Origin of the sequence: Opitutus terrae PB90-1 (genome assembly GCF_000019965.1) — a bacterium.
GTDB lineage: Bacteria > Verrucomicrobiota > Verrucomicrobiia > Opitutales > Opitutaceae > Opitutus > Opitutus terrae.
Genome location: NC_010571.1, coordinates 1,595,020 through 1,616,697, shown reverse-complemented (window position 1 = coordinate 1,616,697; position 21,678 = coordinate 1,595,020). Strand labels below are relative to the sequence as shown.

Below are 21,678 nucleotides of genomic sequence, written 5' to 3'. Positions count from 1 at the left end.
GCAGCCCCCGCTGCGCCTTCCTTTCCACGCATGTCCTACCACTACGTCAGCTATCTTTGGGATGACACCGTCGCCGCGTCGCTCGATCCGGTCGCCCGGCTCGTTTACCGCTCCAATCTTCTCGGCTCGGACCAGCGGATCACCAACACCGGTGGCGGCAACACCTCGTCCAAACTCACCGAGCGCGACCCGCTGACCGGCGCACCGGTGGAGGTGCTTTGGGTGAAAGGCTCCGGCGGCGACCTCCGCACGAGCAAGCGCGAGAATTTCGCGTCGCTGTATCAACCGAAGCTGCTCGACCTGCAGCGGCTCTACGCGACGCGGGCGGACAAGGGGCTGAAGTCGTCCGCCGAGGACGACATGGTCGGCATGTATACGCACGCGACGTTCAACCTGAATCCGCGTGCCTCCTCGATTGACACGCCGCTGCATGCGTTCCTGCCCGGGCGGCATGTGGACCACATGCATCCGAATGCGATCATCGCGATCGCCGCGTCAGCGAATTGCGAGCGGCTCACGCGCGAGATCTTCGGCGACGCAATGGCCTACGTGCCGTGGATGCGGCCGGGCTTCGAGCTCGGGCTCGCGATGCAGGAAATCGTCCGTCGTCAGCCCGGCGTTCGGGCGATCATGATGGGCCAGCACGGTTTCATCGCGTGGGACGACGACGACAAGGCGTGCTACACCCGCACCCTCGACTTCATTGAACGCGCCGCCACCTACATCGAAGAGCGCTACGCGGCGCGCGGCGGCGACGCGGCGGCCTTCGGCGGCGCGAAATACCAGACGCTCGACGAGCCCCGCCGCCGCGCGACGCTCGCGGCCGTGCTCCCGTGGCTGCGCGGCCAGGTGTCGCGCGAACGGCGGTTTGTCGGCACGATTCAGGATGACACGCCGATCCTGCGCTTCGTGAACTCGCACGACGCGCCGCGGCTCGCCGAGCTCGGCACGTCCTGCCCGGATCATTTTTTGCGGACGAAGATCAAGCCGCTTTACGTCGACTGGAATCCGCAGAGCGAGGACCTCGCTGCGTTGAAGGGCAAACTCGCCGCCGGGCTCGAGCAGTATCGCCGCGACTACGCCGCCTACTACGATCGCTGCAAGCACGCCAACTCGCCCGCGATGCGCGACCCCAATCCTACCGTCGTGCTCATTCCCGGGCTCGGGATGATCGCGTGGGGGAAGGACAAATCCGAGTCGCGCGTCACCGCGGAGTTCTACAATTGCGCGGTCGAGGTCATGCGCGGTGCCGAGGCGATTGACCGCTACGTGGCGTTGCCGCAGCAGGAGGCGTTCGACATCGAGTACTGGCTGCTCGAGGAGGCGAAGTTGAAGCGCATGCCCGCCGAAAAGGAACTCGCGCGCCAGATCGCCGTCGTGATCGGCGCCGGCTCCGGCATCGGCAGGGAGACGGCGCACCGGCTCGCGCGCGAAGGCGCCCAGCTCGTCTGCGTCGATCTGATGGAGGGCGCCGCGCAGTCGACGGCAAAGGAAATTACGGATCGGCTCGGACTCGGGATCGGCGTCGCCGGCTCGGGTATATCCAACTGCGGTCCGGCGCTCGGACTTGGCGCCAACATCACCGACCGTGCTTCGATCCGCCACATGCTCGATCAGGTGGCACTCGCCTACGGCGGATTCGACGCGATCGTCGTCACCGCCGGGGTGTTCGTGCCGAGCGACACGACCGGGCACATCCCGGATGAGAAATGGGCGCTCACGTTCAACATTAACGTGACCGGCAGCTATCTCGTCGCGGACGAGGCGGCGAAGACCTGGCGCGATCAGGGGCTGCGCGGCAGCCTCGTGCTCACGACGTCGGCGAATGCCGTCGTCGCGAAGAAAGGCTCCGTCGCCTACGACACCTCGAAGGCGGCCGCCAGTCACCTCGTGCGCGAGCTCGCGATCGAGCTTGCTCCGCTGGTTCGCGTGAATGGCGTGGCTCCGGCCACCGTGGTGCAGGGCTCGGCCATGTTTCCCCGCGACCGCGTCATCGGTTCGCTCGCGAAATACAACATCGCGTTCGCCGCCGATGAACCGACCGATTCGCTCGTGCGCAAGCTCGCGCAGTTCTATGCCGATCGGACGTTGACGAAAGCGCCGATCACGCCCGGGGACCAGGCGGAGGCGTATTTCCTCCTCGTCTCGTCGCGATTGGCGAAGACCACGGGCCAGATCCTCACCGTCGACGGCGGCCTACACGAAGCCTTCCTCCGCTAGCCCGGATATTTCATGAAACATCCGCCCTCAGGGCCGACTCTGTCGGGGCTAGCCGCGACAAGGTCGCTCCGCCGCGGACGGAAATTTCGGACTGAGCTTCCCTCCTGTTCATGAAATTTCCGGGCTAGCCCAGCGCCCCACCCGCCCCCAGCGGTCACAACAGAGAAAGTGTCACGTAATTCGTGACGCTTTTCCTGGTCGAGCCAAGGCGGGCGGAAGCGGAAGAATTGTGCGCGGGCGCTCCTTGACGCCGCTGCGGCCCACGCGCTCACTTGCCGCATGGACTCCGCCTGGCTCCATCCTCGCGACGAACTCGTCGCCACCATGCAGCGGATCTACCGCTATCGGATGACCACCACGTCCGGCGGGAATCTCTCGATCCGCGATCCGGACGGCAGCATCTGGATCACGCCGGCGCGCGTGGACAAGGGCGCGCTCACGCCCGCCGACATCGTGCGCGTCCTGCCTGACGATCGCCGCGAAGGCACGCATCCGCCCTCGTCCGAGTTTCCGTTTCACCGCGAGATCTACCGCCGCCGGCCCGACATCAAGGCGATTGTCCACGCGCACCCGGGCGCGCTCGTGGCGTTCTCGATTTGCCGCCAGCTGCCCGACACGCGCGTGCAATCGCACGTGCACGCCGTCTGCGGCCGGGTCGCGCTCGCCCCTTACGCATGTCCCGGCACTCAGGCGTTGGGCGACAAGATTGCGGCGACGTTTGCGGCCGGTGCGGATTGCGTGCTGCTGGAAAACCATGGCGTGGTGATCGGCGGCCGCGATCTCCGCGATGCGTTCCAGCGATTCGAGACGCTCGAGTTTGCCGCGCAGACATTGCTTCGCGCCGCCTCGCTGGGTCCGGTTCGCGTGCTTCCGCCCGAAACGCTGGCCATCGACACGATGCCGCAGTTTCGCGATCTGCCGATCGCGCCGCCAAGCAACGAAGAGAAGGACCTGCGGAATCAAATCTGCCGGTTCGTGCAGCGTGCCTACCAGCAGCGGCTGCTGATCAGCACGGCCGGCGCGTTCTCCGCGCGACTCGCGCAGGGAGAGTTCCTGATCACGCCGCGCCGGCGCGACCGGCTCGAACTGCAGCCACCCAGAATCGTGCGCGTGCGCGGGGATGCCTGCCCTGCCGGCCAGCAACCGAGCCGTGCGGCCCGGCTGCACGCCGAGATCTACGCCCGCCACCCGGAGATCGGCGCCATCATCAACGCCCAGCCGGCGCACGCCTCGGCCTTCTGCGTGACGGACGTGCCGCTCAGCACCCACACGATTCCGGAAAGCTACGTTGTCCTCAACGACGTGCCCGAACTTCCCTTCCGGCGGATCGTCGAGGATGCCGCCGTGCTGGCGACGGAGGTTTCCGCGACGAAGCGCCCCGTCGTGCTGATCGCGAACGAAGGCGCGCTGGTGGTCGGTCGGACGCTGCTCGAAGCCTTCGATCGCCTCGAGGTTCTCGAAGCCACCGCCGAAGCCCTGCTGCTGGCTCGTCCGCTCGGCGGCATCGTGGAGATGCCCGATAGCGCGATCAACGAGCTCCGCGAGGCGTTCAAGATTCCCTGACGGCGCCACGGCGTTTCGCCGGAAACGCCGCCTCGGTCGCGCGGCGTCGCTGGCCATGCGCTTGAGGGCGATCGCCGCAGCGAGGACGCAGCAAGCTGCGGCTCTGCAAAAACAAATTTCACCCGTCGTTTGCGACGACGCGTGCGCGGGAGCGCGGACGCCCCCCTCGTCCGCTCCGGCCATCGCCTACTGGGGCGAATATCGACGGACGCGATGTGGTTCGATCCTACCGCTTCGCCAGCACGTCCCGTTCATAGCGCGCGACGGCGGCGAGCCAATCGGCGCGGGCGGGCACGTCGTCGCGCACGCAGAGTTCGTCCCACACGGCGCCCCACGGCAGCGCTTTCGCCTGCTCCATCAGCGCGAGCCGCTCATGACCCCGGCCGGCGGTTTCGGCCTCGCGCAGCTGCTGCGAGGGATCGAGCAGCCCGAGCAAAATCGCCTGCCGGGTGGCGCGCGCGCCGATCACGTACGCGGCGATCCGGTTGATCGACGCATCGAAGAAATCCAGCGCGACGAAGACGCGATCCCACGCGTTGCCGCGCGCGATCTCGAGGAAGAGATTGCGCGTGGAGTCGTCGAGGATGACGACGTGATCGCTGTCCCAGCGAATCGGCCGCGACGTGTGCAGGAGAATCCGATCGTGGAACTGCATCAGCGCGGAAACCTTGTCCGCGACCGACTCGGTCGGATGATAATGCCCGAGATCGAGGCAGAGCACGAGATCGCGTGACTGCGCGTAGGACGAATAAAATTCCTGCGAGCCGACGACGTAATCCTCACTGCCGAGCCCGAAGAGTTTTCCTTCGACGGCATCGACGCAGAGCTTCCGGTTGATCGATTTGTCGGCAAAAATGGCATCGTAGGATTCGACGAGGCGTGCGCGCGGCGCCCAGCGGTCGGCCGGCGCATCCTTGGCGCCATCCGGCACCCAATGGTTGTTCACGCAGGGAGTGCCGAGATTTTTGGCGAAATGCTGCGCGATCCGGCGCGAGGCCTTCGCGTGGTTGATCCAGAACTTGCGGATCGCTTTGTCCGGATGCGAAAGCGTGAAGCCCGAGGTGGCGTGCGGGTGCGCGAAGTAGGTCGGATTGAAGTCGAGCCCCACGCGGCGTGAATTTGCCCACGCGAGCCAGCGGGCGAAATGTTCCGGCTCGATCTCATCGCGATCGACGTGGGCGGCGCCGGTCTCGGCGTAGAACGCGTGCAGGTTGAGCCGCTGTTTGCCCGGAAGGAGGTTCAACACGAGGTCGAGATCGGCGCGCATCTCGTCGCCATTGCGCGCCCGGCCCGGATAACCGCCGGTCGCCATGATCCCGCCAGAATCGAGTCCCGGCTTCGGCGTCTCGAGTCCGCGCACGTCGTCCGCCTGCCAGCAATGGAGCGAGATCGGGAGAGAGAGCGCGCGCTTGATGGCGGCTTCGGTGTCGATGCCAAGGTCGGCATAGGCGTCTCGGGCGAGTTTGTAGGCGGCGGAAATAGCTTTGGCGGAGGACATGGGAGAGGGGGCTGAGAACTCGATCCAGTTGAGAGTTGAGGGATGAGAGTTGAGAGCCGAACCAACCGTTCTCGTGATCGTTCTCGTTCTCTTTCTCGTCCTGGTCTTTCCAACGCCTTGAGAAGGGAGAGAACGAGAACGATTACGAGAACGAGAACGAATCAGAACTGGACACTAGGCTCTCAGCTCTGGGCTCTAGACTTGGGTTGGTAGGTTGTCTGCTTGATCGATTGCGCGAGATGCGCGCGGAAGGTGGCGAGGTCTTTCACCGCGCGCAGCGCGATGAGCTGGCTGGCGATGTTGCCGACGGCGGTGCCCTCGAGGGAGAACGACACCACCGGCACGCCGGCGGCATCGGCGGTGGCCTGACAGAGCAGCTGGTTTTTCGAACCGCCTCCGACGATGAGGATCCGCTTGAACGTGCGGCCGGCGAGCCGTTCGAACGCGCGCATCGCGTCGGCGTGACCGCGGCCCAGCGAATCGCAGATCAGCCGCGCGTAGCCGGGTAGATCGCGCGGCGGTTTCGCGCCGCGTTTTTTCAGCTGGGCGTCGATCGCAGCGCGCATCGAGGACGGATTCGCGAAGACCAGATCGCTGACGTCGAGCAGCTGTTTCGGCGCGGGAAGTTTCGCCGCGGCGGCAGCGAGCGCGTCGAACTCGGCGCCGCTCTTCGGACGCTTGTCGAAGGCGGCGAGCGTCCGTTCGAGCAGCCACAGCCCGATGACGTTCGTGAGCGGACGATAGCCGCCACGGCCCGTGCGCTCGTTGGCAATGCGCTTTTCCAGCGCCTCCGCGCCAAGGAGGGGTTGGTCGCTTTCGAAGCCGACGAGCGACCACGTACCAGAGCTGAGGAAGAGATCGGTGCCGTCGGGGCTGGCAGGCATAGCGTCGTAGGCGGCGGCGGTGTCGTGGCTGGGGACGGCGATGACCTGCGTGGCTTTCAACTCGGCGAGCGAAGTGACCTGGCCTAGTTTCGTGCCGGCGAGGATCGGTTTCGAAAACCACTGCGCCGGAATCCGGAAGTAATCGAGCGCCTGCCGGGACCAGTTCGTCGAATGGACGTCGAGAAGCTGGGTGGTGCTCGCGATCGTGAGCTCGTTCTCCATCCGACCGGAGAGGAGATAATTGAAATAGTCCGGGAGGAAGAGGCAGCGCGTGGCGAGGTCCTCGATCGCGGCGCAGTTCGCGACCACCTCCTGGAGCTGCAGGCTGGAGTTGTAGAAAACGTTCGGGATGCCGGTGGCGGCGTAAACTCGCGCGAGCGCGGCGCGGGTGTTGCCGAGCCGTTTCAGCCCGGGCTGCGTGCGCGCGTCGCGATAGGCGTGCGCCGGGAAAACGAGCCGCCCCCCGTCGTTGACGAGCACGTAGTCGACGCCCCACGTATCCACGCCGACGGAGGCGATGGGCTTGAATTGCGCGGCGGCCTGGCGGAGGCCCGTCTGCACCTCGGCCCAGAGCCCGGGAAGGTTCCAGTAGTCGTGCGCGCCAAGCGATTGGAACGTGTTGGGAAACCGGTGAACCTCCGTGAGCCTGAGTTTGTTCCTGGCCCAGGTGCCGACGATCACGCGGCCGCTAGTGGCACCAAGATCGACGGCGGCGCAGTGCAGGGGAGTGGTGGGCGTGCGGGGCATGGCAAAGCGAAAGGAAGCGTGCGACTAGTCAGTGCGTGAGACGGCCGAAGCGCAAGCGGCCGGCGAGCAGACTGTTTGAAGGACGGGGGGCCTGAGAGCTCGGGCAAAGGTAGGGCGGGCTATCCTTAGCCCGCCGCGAATTCGCACGGCGCGTTAAGGATAACGCGCCCTACCGTGGCCTCACCTTCGACCAGATTTCCTGCAATGCGCGGGCGCTGGCTTGCAGGCCCTGCTGCTCCTTCGGCCAGAGCGGAATCTCGACGTGCGAGATCACGCCGCCACGACCGACCACCGTCGGCACACTGAGGGCAACGTCGCGCAATCCATAGCAGCCTTGCTGCAGCGACGAGACGGGGAGCAGCTGGCGCTTGTCCTGCGCGATCGCGTGCACGACCTCGGCGATGGTGATCGCGACGGCCCAGCCGGCGCCGCCCTTGCGACGAATGACTTCGGCGCCGCTGGTCTTGGTGCGTTCGAAAATCTGCTGCTGAAAGCTCGGCGTAACGCCCGGCATCTTTTCCAGCGGGAGTCCGGCGGCGGTGGCGCTCGACCAGATTGGCACCATGGTGTCACCGTGTTCACCGAGGATCAGCGCCTTCACCTGCGTCGGCGCGAGTTTCAGCTGCTCGGCGATAAGCGAGCGGAAGCGCGCGGTGTCGAGCATCGTGCCGAGCCCGAGCACCTGCTGCGACGGCAAGCCCAGTCGCGCGACCGCGAGCTGCGTCAGCGTGTCGACCGGATTGGAGACCACGAAGACGAGCGCGTCCTTGCGCAGGCCGGCTTGCTTGATCGACGCGAGGATGCTGTCGAACAGCGCGACGTTGCGGTTGATCAGGTCCAGCCGTGACTCGTCGGGTTTGCGCCGCAGTCCGGCGGTGACCACGAACATATCGCTGTCGGCGGCACGCGCGTAGTCACCGGCATAGATCCGCTGGTCGGCGACCGAAGCGGAGCCGTGCAGAAGATCGAGCGCCTCGCCGGCGGCGAGCTCGGCATTGGCATCGAGCAATTGGATTTCGGAAACAATGCCGGCGCACTGCAGCGCGAATGCCGCGTTGGATCCGACGCGGCCGCCGCCGCCGATGATGGTGAGTTTCATGCGAAGAAGGCCAAGAGCTGAGAGCTTGGCCGAGGAAAAGTTGAGGGTTGAGAGTTGAGAGCCGACGACGCTGGGGAGGGCCGATGGCAACACATCCCGCCCTTCGGGCACCCCTCTCAAGGGGATCGCAAGCGACAATTCACGACCAATCCCCTCCGGAGAGGGGTGGCGCGAAGCGCCGGGGTGTGTCGCGTTCCGCTACTTGTTCTGCAGCTGGCGCAGGATCTCCTCGGTGAGTCTCTGCACGAGCGCTTCGACTTCGGGATTGGCGGCGGGTTCGTTGCCCGCGGGCGCGGCGAGCGAGCCGGCGGGAGTCTGGCAGACGACGGCGGGGCGAAACTCGCTGTTGTCGTCGCAGAGTTCCGCTTCCTTTAAGTTCGCGCGCGGATCCGGCATGCCGAGCTTCTGGCGGAGGGCGATGAGATCCTTGAGCTTGTCGGGACCGAAACGATGCAGGCCTGTGCCGAGCCCCGCGGCGATCGCGATCGTGCGGCAATAGGCGTCGATGTTCTCCATTTTCCAGTAGGCGTCCTCGACGTCCTTGCCCCACACGATCACGCCGTGATTCTGCATGAGCACCGCCTGGTGATCGACGCCGACGCGGCCGACTTCCTCGGCATTGGCGGGCGTGCCGGGCGTTTCGTACTGGGCGATGCCGATCCGGCCAAGGAACACCTCCGCTTCCGGAATGAGGGCCGAAGGAATCTTCGCGTTGGAGATCGCGAACGCGGTGGCGTGTGGCGGGTGCGCGTGCACGCAGGCCTTCGCGGCGGGCTGCCGTTTCATGATCCCGAAATGCGTCTTCGCTTCGCTCGTGCGGACGCGCGTGCCGGCGAGCTGGTTGCCGTCGAGGTCGACGAGGCACATGTCCTCGGGCGTCATGAAGCCCTTGCAGATGAGCGTGGGCGTGCAGAGCGCGAGGTTGTCACCGACGCGGATGGTGATGTTGCCGCCGTTGCCGTCGGTGTAGTCCTTCAGCCAGAGCCGACGGCCAATGTCGCAGATCCTGCGCTTGAGGATTTCGATCGGCTCGGAGCGGAAGAACCGCTCGATCTCGGCGGGCGTCTTTGGATCGGAGCCGGGCGTCCAGCGAAACTCGTAGTCGGGCGTGGCCGGGGCCGAGGAAGTTGAGAGTTGAGAGTTGAGGGTTGAGAGACCTGCGGCCGGAACCACGGTGAGTGCTGCTGTGGCCGGCCTCGATGAGCCCGTGGTGGAGGGTGCCGAGCGGGGTTCGACGAACCCGGCTACAGGAGCGGGACGCGACGAGCCGCGGGCGGTGCGTTTGTGATCTTCGAGGAAGTCGCGGGCGGACGGCGTCAGCAGCGCGCCTTCCGGCACGGGCTGCCCGGCGCGGACGAGGTCCTGGACTTCGCGAGCGGTGAGAACTTGTGGCATCGGAAAGTTGAGAGTTGAGAGATGAGGATTGAGAGAGGTGGGGACGCCTCTCCGAGGCGTCCGCGAATGGCTACGGATGGCTCACAGAGCCGCCCTATCGACTGGGTTGGCGGCGGCTGGCGGTTGATAATCCACCTGATCGACGATGCAGGCGCAGTAGGCGTCGACGGGCGCATCGCCGGTGAAGGGCATGGTCGCTTCGGCGCCTTCGGTGAAGCCGATGATGCTGCCGATGCCGGCGCCGAGTTCGTCATAGACGATGACGCTGGAACCCTTCGGCAGCGGAAGGGCTATGTTGGACCCGATGGGACGCGACGAGGGCGTCGCGTCTCCAGAACGATCGGCGGACGCAGCGGCGAACTCGGCGCGGGTCCATGGCTGCACGATCAGCAAACGGCCGCCGTTGTAGACGGGCTCCTTTTGCGTGAGCGTGACGCGACCGATGACGATGCCGAGGCGCATGGAGATTTACTGAGAGCTGAGTGTCTAGAGCTGAGAGCTGGAGCCGGTTGAGAGTTAAGGTTGAGAGTTGAGAGCGGTAGGGCGGCCGCTTGCCGGTAGCCGCGGCCGGCGGCAAGCGCCGGACCTACGTTGCCGTCGGATCGACGATCCCGATGATCAGGTTGCGGAGCGGGGATTTCGGATCGCGCACGAACTCGCGCGTGGCCGAGCCGTCGGTCGAGAGGATCACGACCTCGTGCAAGCCGGCGCCGAGCGGATCGACCGCGAGAATCGGTGCTCCTTCGTCCCGGCCTTCCGCATCGATCGGCTGACAGATGACCGTGCGCGTGCCGCCCATGCTGCGATGGCAGGCGGAGGCGACGATCGTGCCGTCAATACGGGCGTAGTTCATGGTCGGAGATCGGAGATCGGTTTCGGCGAATTCGGCGGTAGGGTGCGGACCTTGGGCCGCGTCGGCAGCCGCAAGCAGTGCCCCCAAAAGGTTGCAGTTGTTAGGTCGGAGTTGAGTTGGCGGGAGAACGAGTGGGCGGTCGCGGGCGTGGCGGTTTAGTAGATCCGGAGGTTGTCGACCATCACGCAGCGGCGCGTGCGGGTGAAGGTGCGTGGCGTGGTGATGCCCTCGCCGGTGGTGGTGGCGATCGAGTAGCTGAGATAGCCTTCGCCGCCGAGGCCGAGGCCGGCGACGCACGGGCCGTTCTTGATGAACACGGTCGTGTCGAGCGCGCGGGCCATCATCGTCATGTGATCAACGTTAAGCGAGTGGATGATCGCGGAGTGCTTGTAGCCGTGCTCGGCTTTCACTGCGGCGGCGACGCCTTCCTCGACCGACTTCACGCGGACGATCGGAATCATCGGCATCATCTGCTCCTCAATCACGAAGGCGTGATTCGCGTCGGTTTCGGCGAAGAGCAGCGGCGTGTTGGCGGGGACCTCGGTGCCGGCGTGCCGCGCGAGGACGGCGGCGTCGACGCCGACGAAGCTGCGGTTGAGCACGGGGTGCGAGCAGCCGCCGGCGTCAGGCTTGTTGGTGAAGGCGGCGGCGGTGAGCCGTTCGAGCTGCGAGCTGTTGAGCTGCCGGGCGCCGTTGCGCGCGAAGGCGGAGATCAACTTGTCCGCGACCTTGTCGAGGACGAACACCTCTTTTTCGCCGACGCAGAGCAGGTTGTTGTCGTAGGCGGCGCCCTGAATGATATCGCGCGCAGCCTTGTCGAAATTGACGGTGTCGTCGACCAGCACGGGCGGATTGCCCGGGCCGGCGCAGATCGCGCGTTTGCCGGACTTCATCGCGGCGGCGACGACGGCCGGGCCGCCGGTGACGCAGAGCACGCGGACCTCGGGCGCCTGGCAAAGCGCGTCGAACGACTCGAGGGTCGGCTGCTCGATCGTGCAGACGAGATTCTCGATGCCGGTGGCGGCAGTGATCGCCTCGTTGTAGGCGCGGACCGCGAGCGCGGCCGAGCGCGCGCCACCCGGGTGCGGGTTGAAGATCACCGCGTTGCCGGCGGCGACGATGTTGATGATGTTGCCGGACAGCGTGGGGATCGAATGCGTCATCGGCAGGATCGCGGCGATGACGCCAAACGGCGTGTATTCCTCGAGCGTGATGCCGTGATCGCCGCTGCGCGCGTCGGGGTGCAGCCACTCGACGCCGGGCACGAGTTTCACGATCTGGAGCTTTTCGATCTTGTGGTCGAGCCGGCCGATCTTGGTCTCGGCGAACTCGAACTTGCCCCACTCCTCGGCGTTTTGCGTCGCGAGGGCTTTGACGATCTCGACGACCTTGGCGCGCGCGGCGACCCCTTTCACGCAGAGCTGCAGGTAGGCGGCCTGGGCGGCAGCAACGGCGGAGGGAACGTCCTGAAACACGCCGTAACGCGGACCCGAGTTGCGAGTCGAAACGAGCGCGGGACCGGCGCCAGCGCGGGACGGAGCGGCGGCGGTCGAAGCGGAAGCCGTTCCGATCGTGCCGCCGTTGCGCGCGAACGCGCGGACAACTTCTTCAACGACGCTGCGGACGAGAGTTTCGTCGATCGGGAGGGAAGGCATGGAAATGAGAGCTTAGAGCGGAGAGTCTAGAGCTGAGAGCGAGCGAAGTGCTGGTAGGGCGAGGCGTCCTCGCCGAGCCGCGGCTCACCGGGACGGTTCGCCCTACCTCCTGAAGTTACGCGATCCGCTTGCCCATGACCTCGACGGTGTCGACGTGGCCGACGACGGCGGCGTCGATCGGCAGCGTCTTCATGCCGGTGGCCTGGCGGGCGGAGCTACCTTGGCAGAACAGCACGAGATCGCCAGTGCCGGCACCGACGGCATCCACCGCGACCACGGTGTTCGCGCCGGGTTTGAACGCGGCGGGATTCGCTTCGTCGATCAGCATCGGACGAAGGAGCAGGAGTTTTCGGCCGCGCATGGTCTCGTCCTTTTTGGTGGAGACCACGGAGCCGATGACGCGGGCGAGGAACATGGGGAATGAGCTGAGAGCCGAGAGTCTAGAGCTGAGAGCTCGGAGCGAGTTGAGGGTTGAGAATCGGAGACCCTGAACCGGGCGAAGGCCGGGGAGACTGGAGTTGAGGGCGAGGCGGTAGGGCGGCTTGTCCTTAAGCCGCCGTCGCGCGTGCGAGAAGGGAGCGGTGCGTTAAGGCTAACGCGCCCTACCCTCACTTTTTGGCAGCGGGCGCTTTCGGGAGAACGCTGGCGATGTCGTCGTGCGGCCGGGCGATCACCTGCACGGTGACGACCTCGCCGTATTGGCGGGCGGCGGCGGCGCCGGCTTCGGTCGCGGCCTTGACGGCGGCGACATCGCCGGTGACAACCGCGGTCACGAGCGCGTTGCCGACCTGTTTCATCGGACCGACGAGCGTGACGTTGGCAGACTTGAGCATGGCGTCGGTACCGGCGACGAGCGCCGTGAGACCGCGCGTTTCGAGGAGACCGAGGGCGGGTTGGGACATGATGTTGGAGTTGAGAGTTGAGGGTTGAGGAAGAGTCCGGAGCTCAGAGTCTAGAGCTGAGAGTTGAACGAGGAGTTGAGAGTTGAGAGTCAAGAGTCGGAGGGTTGCCGTCCACGGGCAGTCGCGGCTCGGCGGCAAGCGGCGGCCCTGCCGGAATTGCTCGCGCGGCGATCAGCCGGGCGGCTTCGCGGGCGACGACCAGTTCTTCGTTCGCCGGAATGACGAGCACGCGCGTGCGCGAATCCGGATCCGCGAGGTTGAACTCCGGCGGTGACGACGCGTTGGCGTCGGGGTCGAGGAAGAGACCGAGATCGCACAGCCCGGTGCAGACGGCCTCGCGCAGCCAGGGGTTGTTTTCTCCGATGCCACCGGTGAACACGAGCGCGTCGCAGCCGCCGAGTTCGAACCAGAACGCGCCGATCCAGTGGCGGATGCTGTGGATGAAGACGTCGATCGCGAGCTGGGCTCGGGCGTTGCCCTGATCCGCAGCGGCGCGAATGTCGCGCAGGTCGCCGCTCACGCCGGAGAGCCCGAGCAGTCCGCTGTCTTTTACCAACTGCCGTTCGGCGTCGGCGGGCGCGAGCTGGAGCCGGCGCATGGCGCAGCCGAGCGCGGCGGAATCGAGATCGCCCACGCGCGTGCTTTGCACCAGTCCGGATTGCGGGCTCAGGCCCATGCTCGTCCCCACCGCGACGCCGTCGACGATCGCGGTGACGGAGCTCGAGCCGCCGAGATGGCAGGAAATCACGCGCAGCGGCGCGCCGGCGATCGGACGGGGACCGTCGAGGTAAAGCCGGCGCGCGACGGCGGCGACTTCATCGCGAGCGAGCAGCTCGGCGGAGCGCTCCGCGACGAACTTGTGACTGGCGCCGTGAAAACCGAAGCGGCGAATGCCGGCCGCGTGCCAGGCTTCGGGCACCGCGTAGCGGCGCGCATAATCCGGCACCCACTGATAAAACGCGGTCTCGAACAGCGCCACGCGCGGCACCGACGGCAGCCGCTCGCGGAAGAGTTTCAGTCCCGCGGCATACGGCGGATTGTGCGCCGGTGCGAGATCGGCGGTGTCGAGCAGCGCCTGCTCGACGCGCTCGTCGGCGAGTACACAGCCGGTGAGTTCGCCGCCGAAGACGGTCTTGAACCCAACGCCGTCCAATTCCTCCCCGCGCTGCACGTGGCCGCCCCGAGCGAGCTCGCCCAGGGCGTGATCGATCGCCGCGCCGTAGTCCGTGACGCGTTCGCTGCCACCGCGTGCGAGCAATGCCGCCTGTTCGCCGTTGAGCGAAAACAGCCGGTATTTGAACGACGTGGAGCCGAGATTGGCGACGAGGAGTTTCAAGGGAGGGTCGGATGTAGCCGGGCTCGTTGAGCCCGGTGCCGGGGTCGACGACCCCGGCTACAACCAAACGGCGTCGTTAATGCGCCAAGCTGATCACGCGAGCCACTTGCCGAGGTTGCTGAGCTCGTCGTGCGGCCGCGGAATCACCTGGACCGCGATGACCTCGCCGACGCGCTTGGCGGCTTCGGCGCCGGCATCGACGGCGGCTTTGAGGGACGCGACGTCGCCGCGGAAAAATCCGGCGACGTGGCCCGAGCCAATCGCTTCGTAGCCGGTCATCGTAACGTTGGCCGCCTTGAGGGCGGCGTCGGAGGCCTCGAGGAGAGCGCAGAGGCCTTTGGTTTCAATCATGCCGAGAGCTTCTTGTGCCATGGGAGAGCGCCGCGAACGCGGCGGAGTTGGACGAACAATTGATAGATAAGAGTTGAGGAGGGGAACTGTAGGGCTGCCGCTCGCCGGCAGCCGCGGCCGGCGGCGAGCGCCGGCCCTACGTGGGTCAGGCCAAGCCGAATTGTTTCAGCAGCTCGCCGTGCGGGCGGGCGATGACGTGGGCGCAGACGAGTTCACCGACGCGCTTGGCGGCATCGGCGCCGGCTTCGACGGCGGCTTTCACGCTGCCGACGTCGCCTTTGACGATGATGGTGACGAGGCCGCCACCGATCTGGACCTGGCGGGCGAGCGAGACGCCGGCCGCTTTGACCATGGCGTCGCTGGCTTCGATGGAGCCAACGTAGCCCTTGGTTTCGATCATGCCGAGGGATTCATTCATGAGACGTGGGATTGAGTTGGGTTGGGACGATCAGGAGAAAAAGGCAGGCGATGGTTACGGCAGGCGCCGAAGTCAGGGAACGAGCTCGCACGGCGTGCCGGGGGTGAGACCGCAGGCGTTGCCCTCATCGGTGTCGATGTGCACCTCGAGTTTGAAATCGGGCGAAACGCGCACGAGCATCCGGTCGAACGTCATCGCGCATGGGCCGCCGACGCGGAGGTGGATGAAACTGCCAGGCTTCACGCCGTAAAACGCGGCGTCGTCGGGGTGCATGTGCACGTGCGGCGCGGCGCGGATCACGCCCTGCGGCAGCTCCAGGAAACCGACCGGGCCCATCAGCATGCAGCCGGGAGTGCCTTTGATGTCGCCGGACGCGCGCACCGGCGCCTCGAAACCGAGCGAGATCGCATCGGTATTGGCGAGCTCGACCTGGTTCAGATCGCGGCAGGGGCCCAGGATGCGGAGATTGGAGATGACCCGGCTGCGCGGGCCGATGAGCGTGACGGTCTCCTCGGCGGCGAACTGGCCGGCCTGATAGAGCCATTTCTTCGGCTGGAGCTGGTGACCGCGGCCGAAAAGCGTTTCGACGGCCTGCGGGGTGAGATGGCAGTGCCGGGCGCTGACGTTGACGATCAGCGGTCGCGGCGCCCGGGCGGAACGTGGCAGCGGCTGACCGAGCCGCTGGTAAAGGAGCCGCCGCACGACGTGCTCGATTTCGGCACGGTGGGGGGCAGCGGGGGCGGGCGGTGTGGATGACATCGCAGGGTTCAGCCTGCCAGAAAGGAACGCCAGCGGCTCCCCGGATTTTGGCGGAAGCTGCGCATTATATGATTAGCTTCGATCATATAAGCAGCGGAGAGCTGAAGGCCCAGAGCTGAGAGACCGGGCCCATTACCAGGCGGGAAAAAACCCACAGGGGCGGCTTAACAGGCCGTCCTTGCCGGCTGGGTGCCGGGGACAGGATCTACTTCGCGGGAATGTAGTGGGTAAGCGGGAGAGCGATCGACGCCCTGGCCAGTGCCGCGGGGGTGGCGTCGGTGATCAGGTGAATCGACCGATCCCAGCCGACCACGCGATGCGGGGTGGCGCGGCCGAGCTTGGTGGCATCAAGGCAAAAGTAGGCTTTCGCCGCGCGCCGCAGCACCGCCTGCTGGAAGGCGGCGATGTTGGCGTGCGAGTTGGTGACTCCCTGTGCATCCATCCCCTCGCCGCCGAGGAACGCCGCATCGAACTTCCAGGCGGTGAGCGTCCGCGTCGATTGCGGGCCGAGCAGGATCGCCTGCCGATGGAGGAACATGCCGCCGAGGACGTGCAGCTCGAGGCCGGGGGCGCCGCCAAGAATCGTCGCGAGCGGCAGGCTGTTGGTCACGACGGTGAGTTTGGTGAACGGCTGACGGCCGAGCAGCAGCCGCGCAATCGCCTGAACCGTCGTGCCGGCGTCGAGAAACACCGTGCCGGAGGCGGGAATTCGCGCGAGGGCAGCCGCCGCGATCCGGGTTTTGGCGGTTCGGGCACGATGCGCGCGCTGTCCGTGCGAGGCGAACGTCGTGTTGTAGTCCGCCAGCGCGCCGCCGCGCGTCCGCGTGATGTGGCCGGAGGCGGCAACGGCGACCAGATCGCGGCGCGCGGTCGCCTCGGAGACTTCCAGCCGGCGGCAGATCTCGGCGATCGGAAGGAATCCGTCGGTGCGGATCAGCTGCCGGAGCTGCTCCCGGCGTTTTTCCACGATGTGCAGGGGCACGCGCATGTGAGCCGGAGCATGACCGCGCGATATGACGGGATTCAATCATGAAAAGAATCCCGCGGCGACGCGCCCGCGGTTTGGCCAGGATCGATAAGGATGGTTTTGCCCGCCGAAACGGGCGGGAGGGACGCTCTCCGGAGAGCCGTCCCTCACCTCTCGCGCGGTCGCGTTCTGCGGCTCACTGCTCCACCCCGATCACCACCGTCATGATCGACCGCGCCGGACAGCGCGTAGACGCTGCCTGGCCGTTCATCCAGACGTGGAACGGCTGATCTTCGGCCGACTGATTCATCACCACGACAGCGATGCTGCCGTCGGTGTTTTTGAACGCCGTCGCGATCAACCGGTCCACCGTCGGCGAGGCGATGATCCGCCGCGCGCCGGGTCGGATGAACTTCGAAAAATGGCCGATGTAGTAGAACGCCGGCGTGAAATGCAGCTCGCCCGTCCGCGTGTCGCCATGCACCGGCGCAAAGCAGAAGTTCCCCACGTGGTTCGGCCCGCCCGTCTCGTCGAGCAGGATGTTCCAGTCGGTCCAACCGACCGCACCGTTGTTGAAATCGTGGATCATCGAGCGGCCGTAGTTTTCGGCCAGATCCCAGTCGTTCATCTTGGCGAAATCGAATGGTCCGTTGCACCCCTCGGTCATCATCAACTGCGCTTGCGGGAAGGCATCGCGCACGCGGCGGACGTTTTCGAACGTGTCGTTCACATACCAGTGAAACCCGAGGCCCCACAGATACTGCGCGGCGGCAGGATCGCTGAGCAACGTCGTCGCGCGCTGGTAGAGTTGCGTGCGGTTGTGGTCCCAGCCGACGATCTTCTTCCCGCCCAGCCCGCTCGCCTTCAGTGTCGGGCCGAGGTGATCGCGCACGAAGTCGCGCTCCTCCTCCGCCGTGAAGATGCACGACTCCCAGATCTGCACCGCCATCGGCTCGTTCTGCACCGTCACGCCCCAGAGCGGCACGCCCGCTTGTTCATAGGCGTGGATGAACTTTACGAAATAGTTCGCCCACGCCGCGCGCATGTCCGGCCGCAGCTTGCCGCCATGCAGCATGTCGCCGCTGTCCTTCATCCACGCCGGTGGGCTCCACGGGCTGGCGTAAACCGTCAACCCCGGTCCGGCGGTCTTCAGCGCCGCCCGCAGCAGCGGGATCCGGTGTCGCAGGTCCGGCGCGATATCGAAGCTCTTCAGCTCGCGGTCACCCTCCGCCACGTAGGTGTAGCTGCCGGAGGAAAAATCGCAGCTGTTGATGTGGGTCCGCGCGAGCGAGTAACCGATCCCGGCTCGTGGATCGTAGTAGGCGCGTAGCAGCTCCGCGCGTTTCGTCTCCGGCAGCTTGTCGAATGTCTCCGCCGCCGCGTCGGTGATCGCGCCGCCAATGCCGAGCAGTGTTTCGAACTCGTGCGTCGGATCCACAAACACGCACTGCTGCTTCTCCATGGGCTGGGGCAACGGTGCGAAGCGCAAGGCTCCGGTCGCCGCGAGCCGGTGCGGCGCGTCTTTTTGCGTCAGGTAAACCTGCGCGGAGGGCACGCCGGCGGCAAACGCGAACGACGCGCCGCCAAACGATGCCAGCAACGTGAGTGAGCGGAAGTGTGAATACATGGGAAAATGACCTGTTGGAGGAAAATTTCTGTCGTCCTGGCGGACGCGTTATCCCGGTGGAGCCCGGCGTCCCCGCCAAGCTTGCGCGGGGCGCCTCAGGCCCGCCGGGATGGCGGGCTCCACCGGAACGCGAGCGCTGGAACGTGGCTGGAAGGGGAAAAGGTAGGGCGGCGAGTCCATCTCGCTGCCGCGGTGATGGTACATCGTCACGGCGCGGAGCGTTCTACTGGCCAGCAGAACGCGCCCTACCCGTTTTCCGCCTGTGTGTGTCAGGGAGAACGTGAAAGTGCCGGCCGGCTAGAGCCGATGATTGAACGACAGCTGCCAGCGGATCGGTGCGGCGTAGATGAAGCCGTAGAGGTCCCGGTCGTTGAGCACGTTGTCGACGTTGAGCTGCACGCTCGACTCGCGACCGCGCAGCAGGAATTCGTAACGCACCATCGCGTTGACCGAGGTGCGGGCCTTCGTGGAGAGGAAGATCGGGTTGCCTTGGTTATCGAGCGCATTCTGGCCGTAGGCCGGATAGATCGAACGCTCGTCCTCCCACCAACCGCCCGCGCCGAACGACCAGCCTTTCATCGTGCCTTCGGTGAACTTGTAGTTCACCCACAGCGTCGCCTGGTTTTCCGGCGTGTCGTCCATCGGCAGCCCTTTGCCGAACGCGATGAACGTCGAGGTGTCGGTCGGGTCCGTGTAGACTTCGCTGAGCGGCCGGCCGGCGGTCGCGGCCCACGAAATCGGGGCATACCAGATCGCCCAGCGATCCTGCGGATACGGATACTTCGCCCACGCCTGTGCATTGAGCACCCGTTTCTCGATGTGCGACCACGTGGCGACGACCTGCAGATTGTCGGTCAGCGACCAGATGATCTGCGTATCCCAGCCTTTCGACTGGTCGGTGCCGGTGGCGACCGCGCGCTGCGCGCCGTTGTCGTCCATCGTCGCGTTGTTGACGAGGTTGTCGAACGGCAGACTGCCGGGATCGGCTCCACCGTAGATCCAGCCCCACCAGCCGTATTGTTTCTGGGCGTGAACGTTCGCGAACACCGCGTCGAGCAGCGCCGCGCCGGTGGGCTTGGACGCGTTCGCATACCAGTGCGTCTCGCCGGCGGAGTTTGTCGCCTGGTAAACCGAGCCGGCGGCCACCGCAGCGTCCCACTGCGCCGCAGACGCGACGGCGGCGCCGTTCCAGTCATTAGTCACGGGATTGAGTTCGTCGACCCGGTAAACGATGTCCTTCGCCGGATCGAACTTCAGGTTGCCCGAAACCACGGGCGCAAACCACACGAGACTCGAGCTGCCCACCTGCCCGCGTTCGCGGACGATCTTGAACTTGCTGATCGTGCCGGAGAGTCGTCCGCCGAAGAGGTCGAATTTCAAGCCGATCTCCTTGTTCGTCGCGATCGCTGCCTGCAACGGCCGTCCGTAGAGATCGAGCTTGCCTTGGTAGTTCGGCTGCACGCCTTCGGAGCGCATCCAGTAAATCGACAGATCCTTCTTCGGCGTGATCGCGAGGCTCGCGCCCCACTGGTAAGTCGTGTCCTTGTTCGTGTCGCTCCGCAGATCCGTGCGCTCGGCGTCGCCGCCTTTCGTGCCGTCGGAGCGATACTGCGGATTATACTGCCACACGCTGTTCCAACTCCGATCCCGCCGCGTGCCGCCGATGAGCGTCAGCCGGTCGTCCAGCAGCCGGCCCTGGTAGACCAGATAAAGCGCCGGGTTTGAAACCGTGGTCTCCTGGTTGTCCCACTCGACGAGCGGGTGGTCCGGCGTGCCGTTGCCCTGCTGTCCAAACCGAAAATAGCTGTAGTCGGCCGGACTGTGGTAGTTCACCACGTCGCCTGGCGTCTGGCGCGTGTGATACTCGGAGGTCTCCCGCGTATAGCTGAATCCGCCGAGCAACGAGTGCTTCATCCGCAGCCACTTCGAAGAATCCCTAAACAGCTCGCCGGCAAAATTGAGCTCGGCGCGAACCTGGTCGTGCACGTCCTCCTGCTGCCGCAGCTCCCATTGGTAACCGATCGCCGACGGCTGCGGCCCGACCGGAATGCCCGACTGCGTCGAGGAGAGTCCCGCATACGTCACCGGCGCCACCGCCCAGGCGATGTCGCCCGGATCGCCCTCGATCCGCCGGAAATGCGCGAGGTTGTCGAGCTGGTCGTAGTTGAACGTCGAGCGGTTCACGCCGACCAGCAGGTGCAGATTGTCGGTGATCCGCTGCGTGAGCTTCACCAAAAAATTCGCCGACTCGCCGTCGCGATAGGTGTCCGGTCCGCTCCACCGAAATTCGCGCACGTCCCTGCCGGGGATCTGATAAAAATTGCCGTTGTAGCCCGACGCCTCGTTGACGTAGGGCGACGCCACCGCGCGGAGCGTCTGCCAGCCGATGCCCATGTTTTTCTGGTGGCCGTATTCGACGTCGAAAACCAGTTCGGTGCTCTCGAACGGCCGCCAGCTCACGACCGGCGAAATGAAATAGTGATTCTCGTCGTTGAAGTCCGTGTAGGAGCCGGTGTCCTGCCACGCGCCGGTCAGCCGATACGCCACGCTTCCGTTCGCCGTGATCGGACCCGTCGTGTCGAGCGTCGCCCGCATGAAGTTGTCGCTGCCGTAAGTGGCCGAGAGTTCGGTGGCGCGCTCGCGCAGCGGCTGCTTCACCAAGTAGTTCACCACGCCGCCGAAGTTGCCGACGCCGTAGAGCAGCGAGGCCGGCCCGCGCGCGATCTCGACGCGGTCGATGTTCACCGAATCGGTGGCGTTCTGCCGGCGGAAACCGTCGCGCAGCACCGACTCGGTCTGGAAGCCGCGGATCTTCATGTTGGTTTGCGTCGCGCTCGCCGTCATGCCCTCCGGGTTATTGATCTTGCCCGGACTGGTGGAGAAACTGCCCGCGGGCGCCGAGTAGTCGTTCTGCGTCTGCAGCAGGATGCCCGAGCTGTAGCGCAGCGAATCGCGCAGCGTGCGCGCACCGGTGTCGCGCAGGAATTCCTCGGTGATCACCTCGATGGGCATCGGCAGATCCTTGATCGCGGTGTTGAGCCGCGTGCCGGAGATCGAGTTGGTGGCGCGATAGCCCTTGTCGCGCGAGGCATCGACCTTGAAGGGCGAGAGAACGACGGGTTCCTCTTCCGAAGCGCGCTCGGTCGGGGCCGGGCTCGCCGTTTGCGCCCGCGTCGCGGACACGATCATCGCCGCGGAAAACGCTCCCGCGACGAACAAACAATGGGGTTTCATGTGTGGTGGTGCTAGAGCAGGGGGAGAGCGAGCGTCGGTCGCCCGCGGTGTGGGGTGGCGGGTAGTCGCTCCGGGACGGCTCAATCTACCATCGACGCGGCGCGCCCGATATCCCTCTTTCGAGGGGCTCAAGGCGACTTGGAAACGGAGCATAACCGGCTACAGTCCCG

Annotated in this window: 18 protein-coding genes; 2 read left to right on the top strand and 16 right to left on the bottom strand. The window is 65.8% G+C overall.

Annotated elements, in window-relative coordinates; genetic code table 11:
• Positions 1-30 precede the first annotated feature (30 nt).
• Entirely contained in the window at positions 31-2,220 is a 2,190-nt protein-coding gene (locus tag OTER_RS06600) for a bifunctional rhamnulose-1-phosphate aldolase/short-chain dehydrogenase (protein WP_012374126.1), read from the top strand.
• Positions 2,221-2,499: 279 nt separating this feature from the next.
• Entirely contained in the window at positions 2,500-3,783 is a 1,284-nt protein-coding gene (locus OTER_RS06595) for a class II aldolase/adducin family protein (protein ID WP_012374125.1), read from the top strand.
• Positions 3,784-4,009: 226 nt separating this feature from the next.
• Here OTER_RS06595 and OTER_RS06590 read toward each other — a convergent pair whose 3' ends face one another.
• The 16 genes from OTER_RS06590 to OTER_RS06515 all read right to left on the bottom strand — a co-directional run bounded on the left by OTER_RS06590 (position 4,010) and on the right by OTER_RS06515 (position 21,508).
• Positions 4,010-5,281, bottom strand: coding sequence for an L-rhamnose isomerase (locus OTER_RS06590; RefSeq protein WP_012374124.1), 1,272 nt, complete (start codon positions 5,279-5,281; stop codon positions 4,010-4,012).
• 182 nt (positions 5,282-5,463) lie between these two features.
• Entirely contained in the window at positions 5,464-6,912 is a 1,449-nt protein-coding gene (locus OTER_RS06585; RefSeq protein WP_012374123.1) for a rhamnulokinase, read from the bottom strand.
• A gap of 169 nt (positions 6,913-7,081) precedes the next feature.
• The gene (locus OTER_RS06580; protein WP_012374122.1) at positions 7,082-8,011 is read right to left on the bottom strand and encodes a lactate/malate dehydrogenase family protein; all 930 of its coding nucleotides are present in this window, start codon (positions 8,009-8,011) and stop codon (positions 7,082-7,084) included.
• A 198-nt stretch (positions 8,012-8,209) separates the two neighbouring features.
• Positions 8,210-9,406: a class II aldolase/adducin family protein gene (locus OTER_RS06575; protein WP_012374121.1), complete on the bottom strand. Its 1,197-nt coding sequence runs from the start codon at positions 9,404-9,406 to the stop codon at positions 8,210-8,212.
• Between the two features lie 81 nt (positions 9,407-9,487).
• Complete coding sequence (locus OTER_RS06570) at positions 9,488-9,868, bottom strand: EutN/CcmL family microcompartment protein (protein WP_012374120.1); 381 nt, start codon at positions 9,866-9,868, stop codon at positions 9,488-9,490.
• A 124-nt stretch (positions 9,869-9,992) separates the two neighbouring features.
• On the bottom strand, positions 9,993-10,259 hold the full coding sequence (locus tag OTER_RS06565) for a EutN/CcmL family microcompartment protein (protein ID WP_012374119.1): 267 nt from the start codon (positions 10,257-10,259) through the stop codon (positions 9,993-9,995).
• Positions 10,260-10,414: 155 nt separating this feature from the next.
• Positions 10,415-11,914: an aldehyde dehydrogenase gene (locus tag OTER_RS06560; protein WP_012374118.1), complete on the bottom strand. Its 1,500-nt coding sequence runs from the start codon at positions 11,912-11,914 to the stop codon at positions 10,415-10,417.
• A gap of 115 nt (positions 11,915-12,029) precedes the next feature.
• The gene (locus OTER_RS06555) at positions 12,030-12,329 is read right to left on the bottom strand and encodes a EutN/CcmL family microcompartment protein (protein ID WP_012374117.1); all 300 of its coding nucleotides are present in this window, start codon (positions 12,327-12,329) and stop codon (positions 12,030-12,032) included.
• Between the two features lie 193 nt (positions 12,330-12,522).
• The gene (locus OTER_RS06550) at positions 12,523-12,816 is read right to left on the bottom strand and encodes a BMC domain-containing protein (RefSeq protein ID WP_012374116.1); all 294 of its coding nucleotides are present in this window, start codon (positions 12,814-12,816) and stop codon (positions 12,523-12,525) included.
• A gap of 43 nt (positions 12,817-12,859) precedes the next feature.
• Positions 12,860-14,152: an acetate/propionate family kinase gene (locus OTER_RS06545; RefSeq protein ID WP_012374115.1), complete on the bottom strand. Its 1,293-nt coding sequence runs from the start codon at positions 14,150-14,152 to the stop codon at positions 12,860-12,862.
• Positions 14,153-14,245: 93 nt separating this feature from the next.
• Complete coding sequence (locus OTER_RS06540; RefSeq protein ID WP_012374114.1) at positions 14,246-14,524, bottom strand: BMC domain-containing protein; 279 nt, start codon at positions 14,522-14,524, stop codon at positions 14,246-14,248.
• Between the two features lie 124 nt (positions 14,525-14,648).
• On the bottom strand, positions 14,649-14,921 hold the full coding sequence (locus tag OTER_RS06535) for a BMC domain-containing protein (protein WP_012374113.1): 273 nt from the start codon (positions 14,919-14,921) through the stop codon (positions 14,649-14,651).
• Positions 14,922-14,993: 72 nt separating this feature from the next.
• Entirely contained in the window at positions 14,994-15,680 is a 687-nt protein-coding gene (pduL, locus tag OTER_RS06530; protein ID WP_012374112.1) for a phosphate propanoyltransferase, read from the bottom strand.
• A gap of 205 nt (positions 15,681-15,885) precedes the next feature.
• Positions 15,886-16,668 (bottom strand): DeoR/GlpR family DNA-binding transcription regulator, encoded by a 783-nt coding sequence (locus tag OTER_RS23825; RefSeq protein WP_012374111.1) that lies wholly within the window; start codon positions 16,666-16,668, stop codon positions 15,886-15,888.
• 175 nt (positions 16,669-16,843) lie between these two features.
• Positions 16,844-18,274 carry a glycoside hydrolase family 30 protein gene (locus OTER_RS06520; RefSeq protein WP_012374110.1) on the bottom strand — a complete coding sequence of 477 codons (1,431 nt, stop codon included), beginning with the start codon at positions 18,272-18,274 and terminating at the stop codon, positions 16,844-16,846.
• A 297-nt stretch (positions 18,275-18,571) separates the two neighbouring features.
• Positions 18,572-21,508 (bottom strand): TonB-dependent siderophore receptor, encoded by a 2,937-nt coding sequence (locus tag OTER_RS06515; protein WP_012374109.1) that lies wholly within the window; start codon positions 21,506-21,508, stop codon positions 18,572-18,574.
• Positions 21,509-21,678: the final 170 nt, after the last annotated feature.

What these genes read in the sequence shown, in the direction of transcription:
- OTER_RS06600 (WP_012374126.1), top strand. Translation starts at nt 31, where the DNA reads ATGTCCTACCACTACGTCAGCTATCTTTGGGATGACACCGTCGCCGCG.
- OTER_RS06595 (WP_012374125.1), top strand. Translation starts at nt 2,500, where the DNA reads ATGGACTCCGCCTGGCTCCATCCTCGCGACGAACTCGTCGCCACCATG.
- OTER_RS06590 (WP_012374124.1), bottom strand. Translation starts at nt 5,281, where the DNA reads ATGTCCTCCGCCAAAGCTATTTCCGCCGCCTACAAACTCGCCCGAGAC.
- OTER_RS06585 (WP_012374123.1), bottom strand. Translation starts at nt 6,912, where the DNA reads ATGCCCCGCACGCCCACCACTCCCCTGCACTGCGCCGCCGTCGATCTT.
- OTER_RS06580 (WP_012374122.1), bottom strand. Translation starts at nt 8,011, where the DNA reads ATGAAACTCACCATCATCGGCGGCGGCGGCCGCGTCGGATCCAACGCG.
- OTER_RS06575 (WP_012374121.1), bottom strand. Translation starts at nt 9,406, where the DNA reads ATGCCACAAGTTCTCACCGCTCGCGAAGTCCAGGACCTCGTCCGCGCC.
- OTER_RS06570 (WP_012374120.1), bottom strand. Translation starts at nt 9,868, where the DNA reads ATGCGCCTCGGCATCGTCATCGGTCGCGTCACGCTCACGCAAAAGGAG.
- OTER_RS06565 (WP_012374119.1), bottom strand. Translation starts at nt 10,259, where the DNA reads ATGAACTACGCCCGTATTGACGGCACGATCGTCGCCTCCGCCTGCCAT.
- OTER_RS06560 (WP_012374118.1), bottom strand. Translation starts at nt 11,914, where the DNA reads ATGCCTTCCCTCCCGATCGACGAAACTCTCGTCCGCAGCGTCGTTGAA.
- OTER_RS06555 (WP_012374117.1), bottom strand. Translation starts at nt 12,329, where the DNA reads ATGTTCCTCGCCCGCGTCATCGGCTCCGTGGTCTCCACCAAAAAGGAC.
- OTER_RS06550 (WP_012374116.1), bottom strand. Translation starts at nt 12,816, where the DNA reads ATGTCCCAACCCGCCCTCGGTCTCCTCGAAACGCGCGGTCTCACGGCG.
- OTER_RS06540 (WP_012374114.1), bottom strand. Translation starts at nt 14,524, where the DNA reads ATGGCACAAGAAGCTCTCGGCATGATTGAAACCAAAGGCCTCTGCGCT.
- OTER_RS06535 (WP_012374113.1), bottom strand. Translation starts at nt 14,921, where the DNA reads ATGAATGAATCCCTCGGCATGATCGAAACCAAGGGCTACGTTGGCTCC.
- pduL (WP_012374112.1), bottom strand. Translation starts at nt 15,680, where the DNA reads ATGTCATCCACACCGCCCGCCCCCGCTGCCCCCCACCGTGCCGAAATC.
- OTER_RS23825 (WP_012374111.1), bottom strand. Translation starts at nt 16,668, where the DNA reads ATGCGCGTGCCCCTGCACATCGTGGAAAAACGCCGGGAGCAGCTCCGG.
- OTER_RS06520 (WP_012374110.1), bottom strand. Translation starts at nt 18,274, where the DNA reads ATGTATTCACACTTCCGCTCACTCACGTTGCTGGCATCGTTTGGCGGC.
- OTER_RS06515 (WP_012374109.1), bottom strand. Translation starts at nt 21,508, where the DNA reads ATGAAACCCCATTGTTTGTTCGTCGCGGGAGCGTTTTCCGCGGCGATG.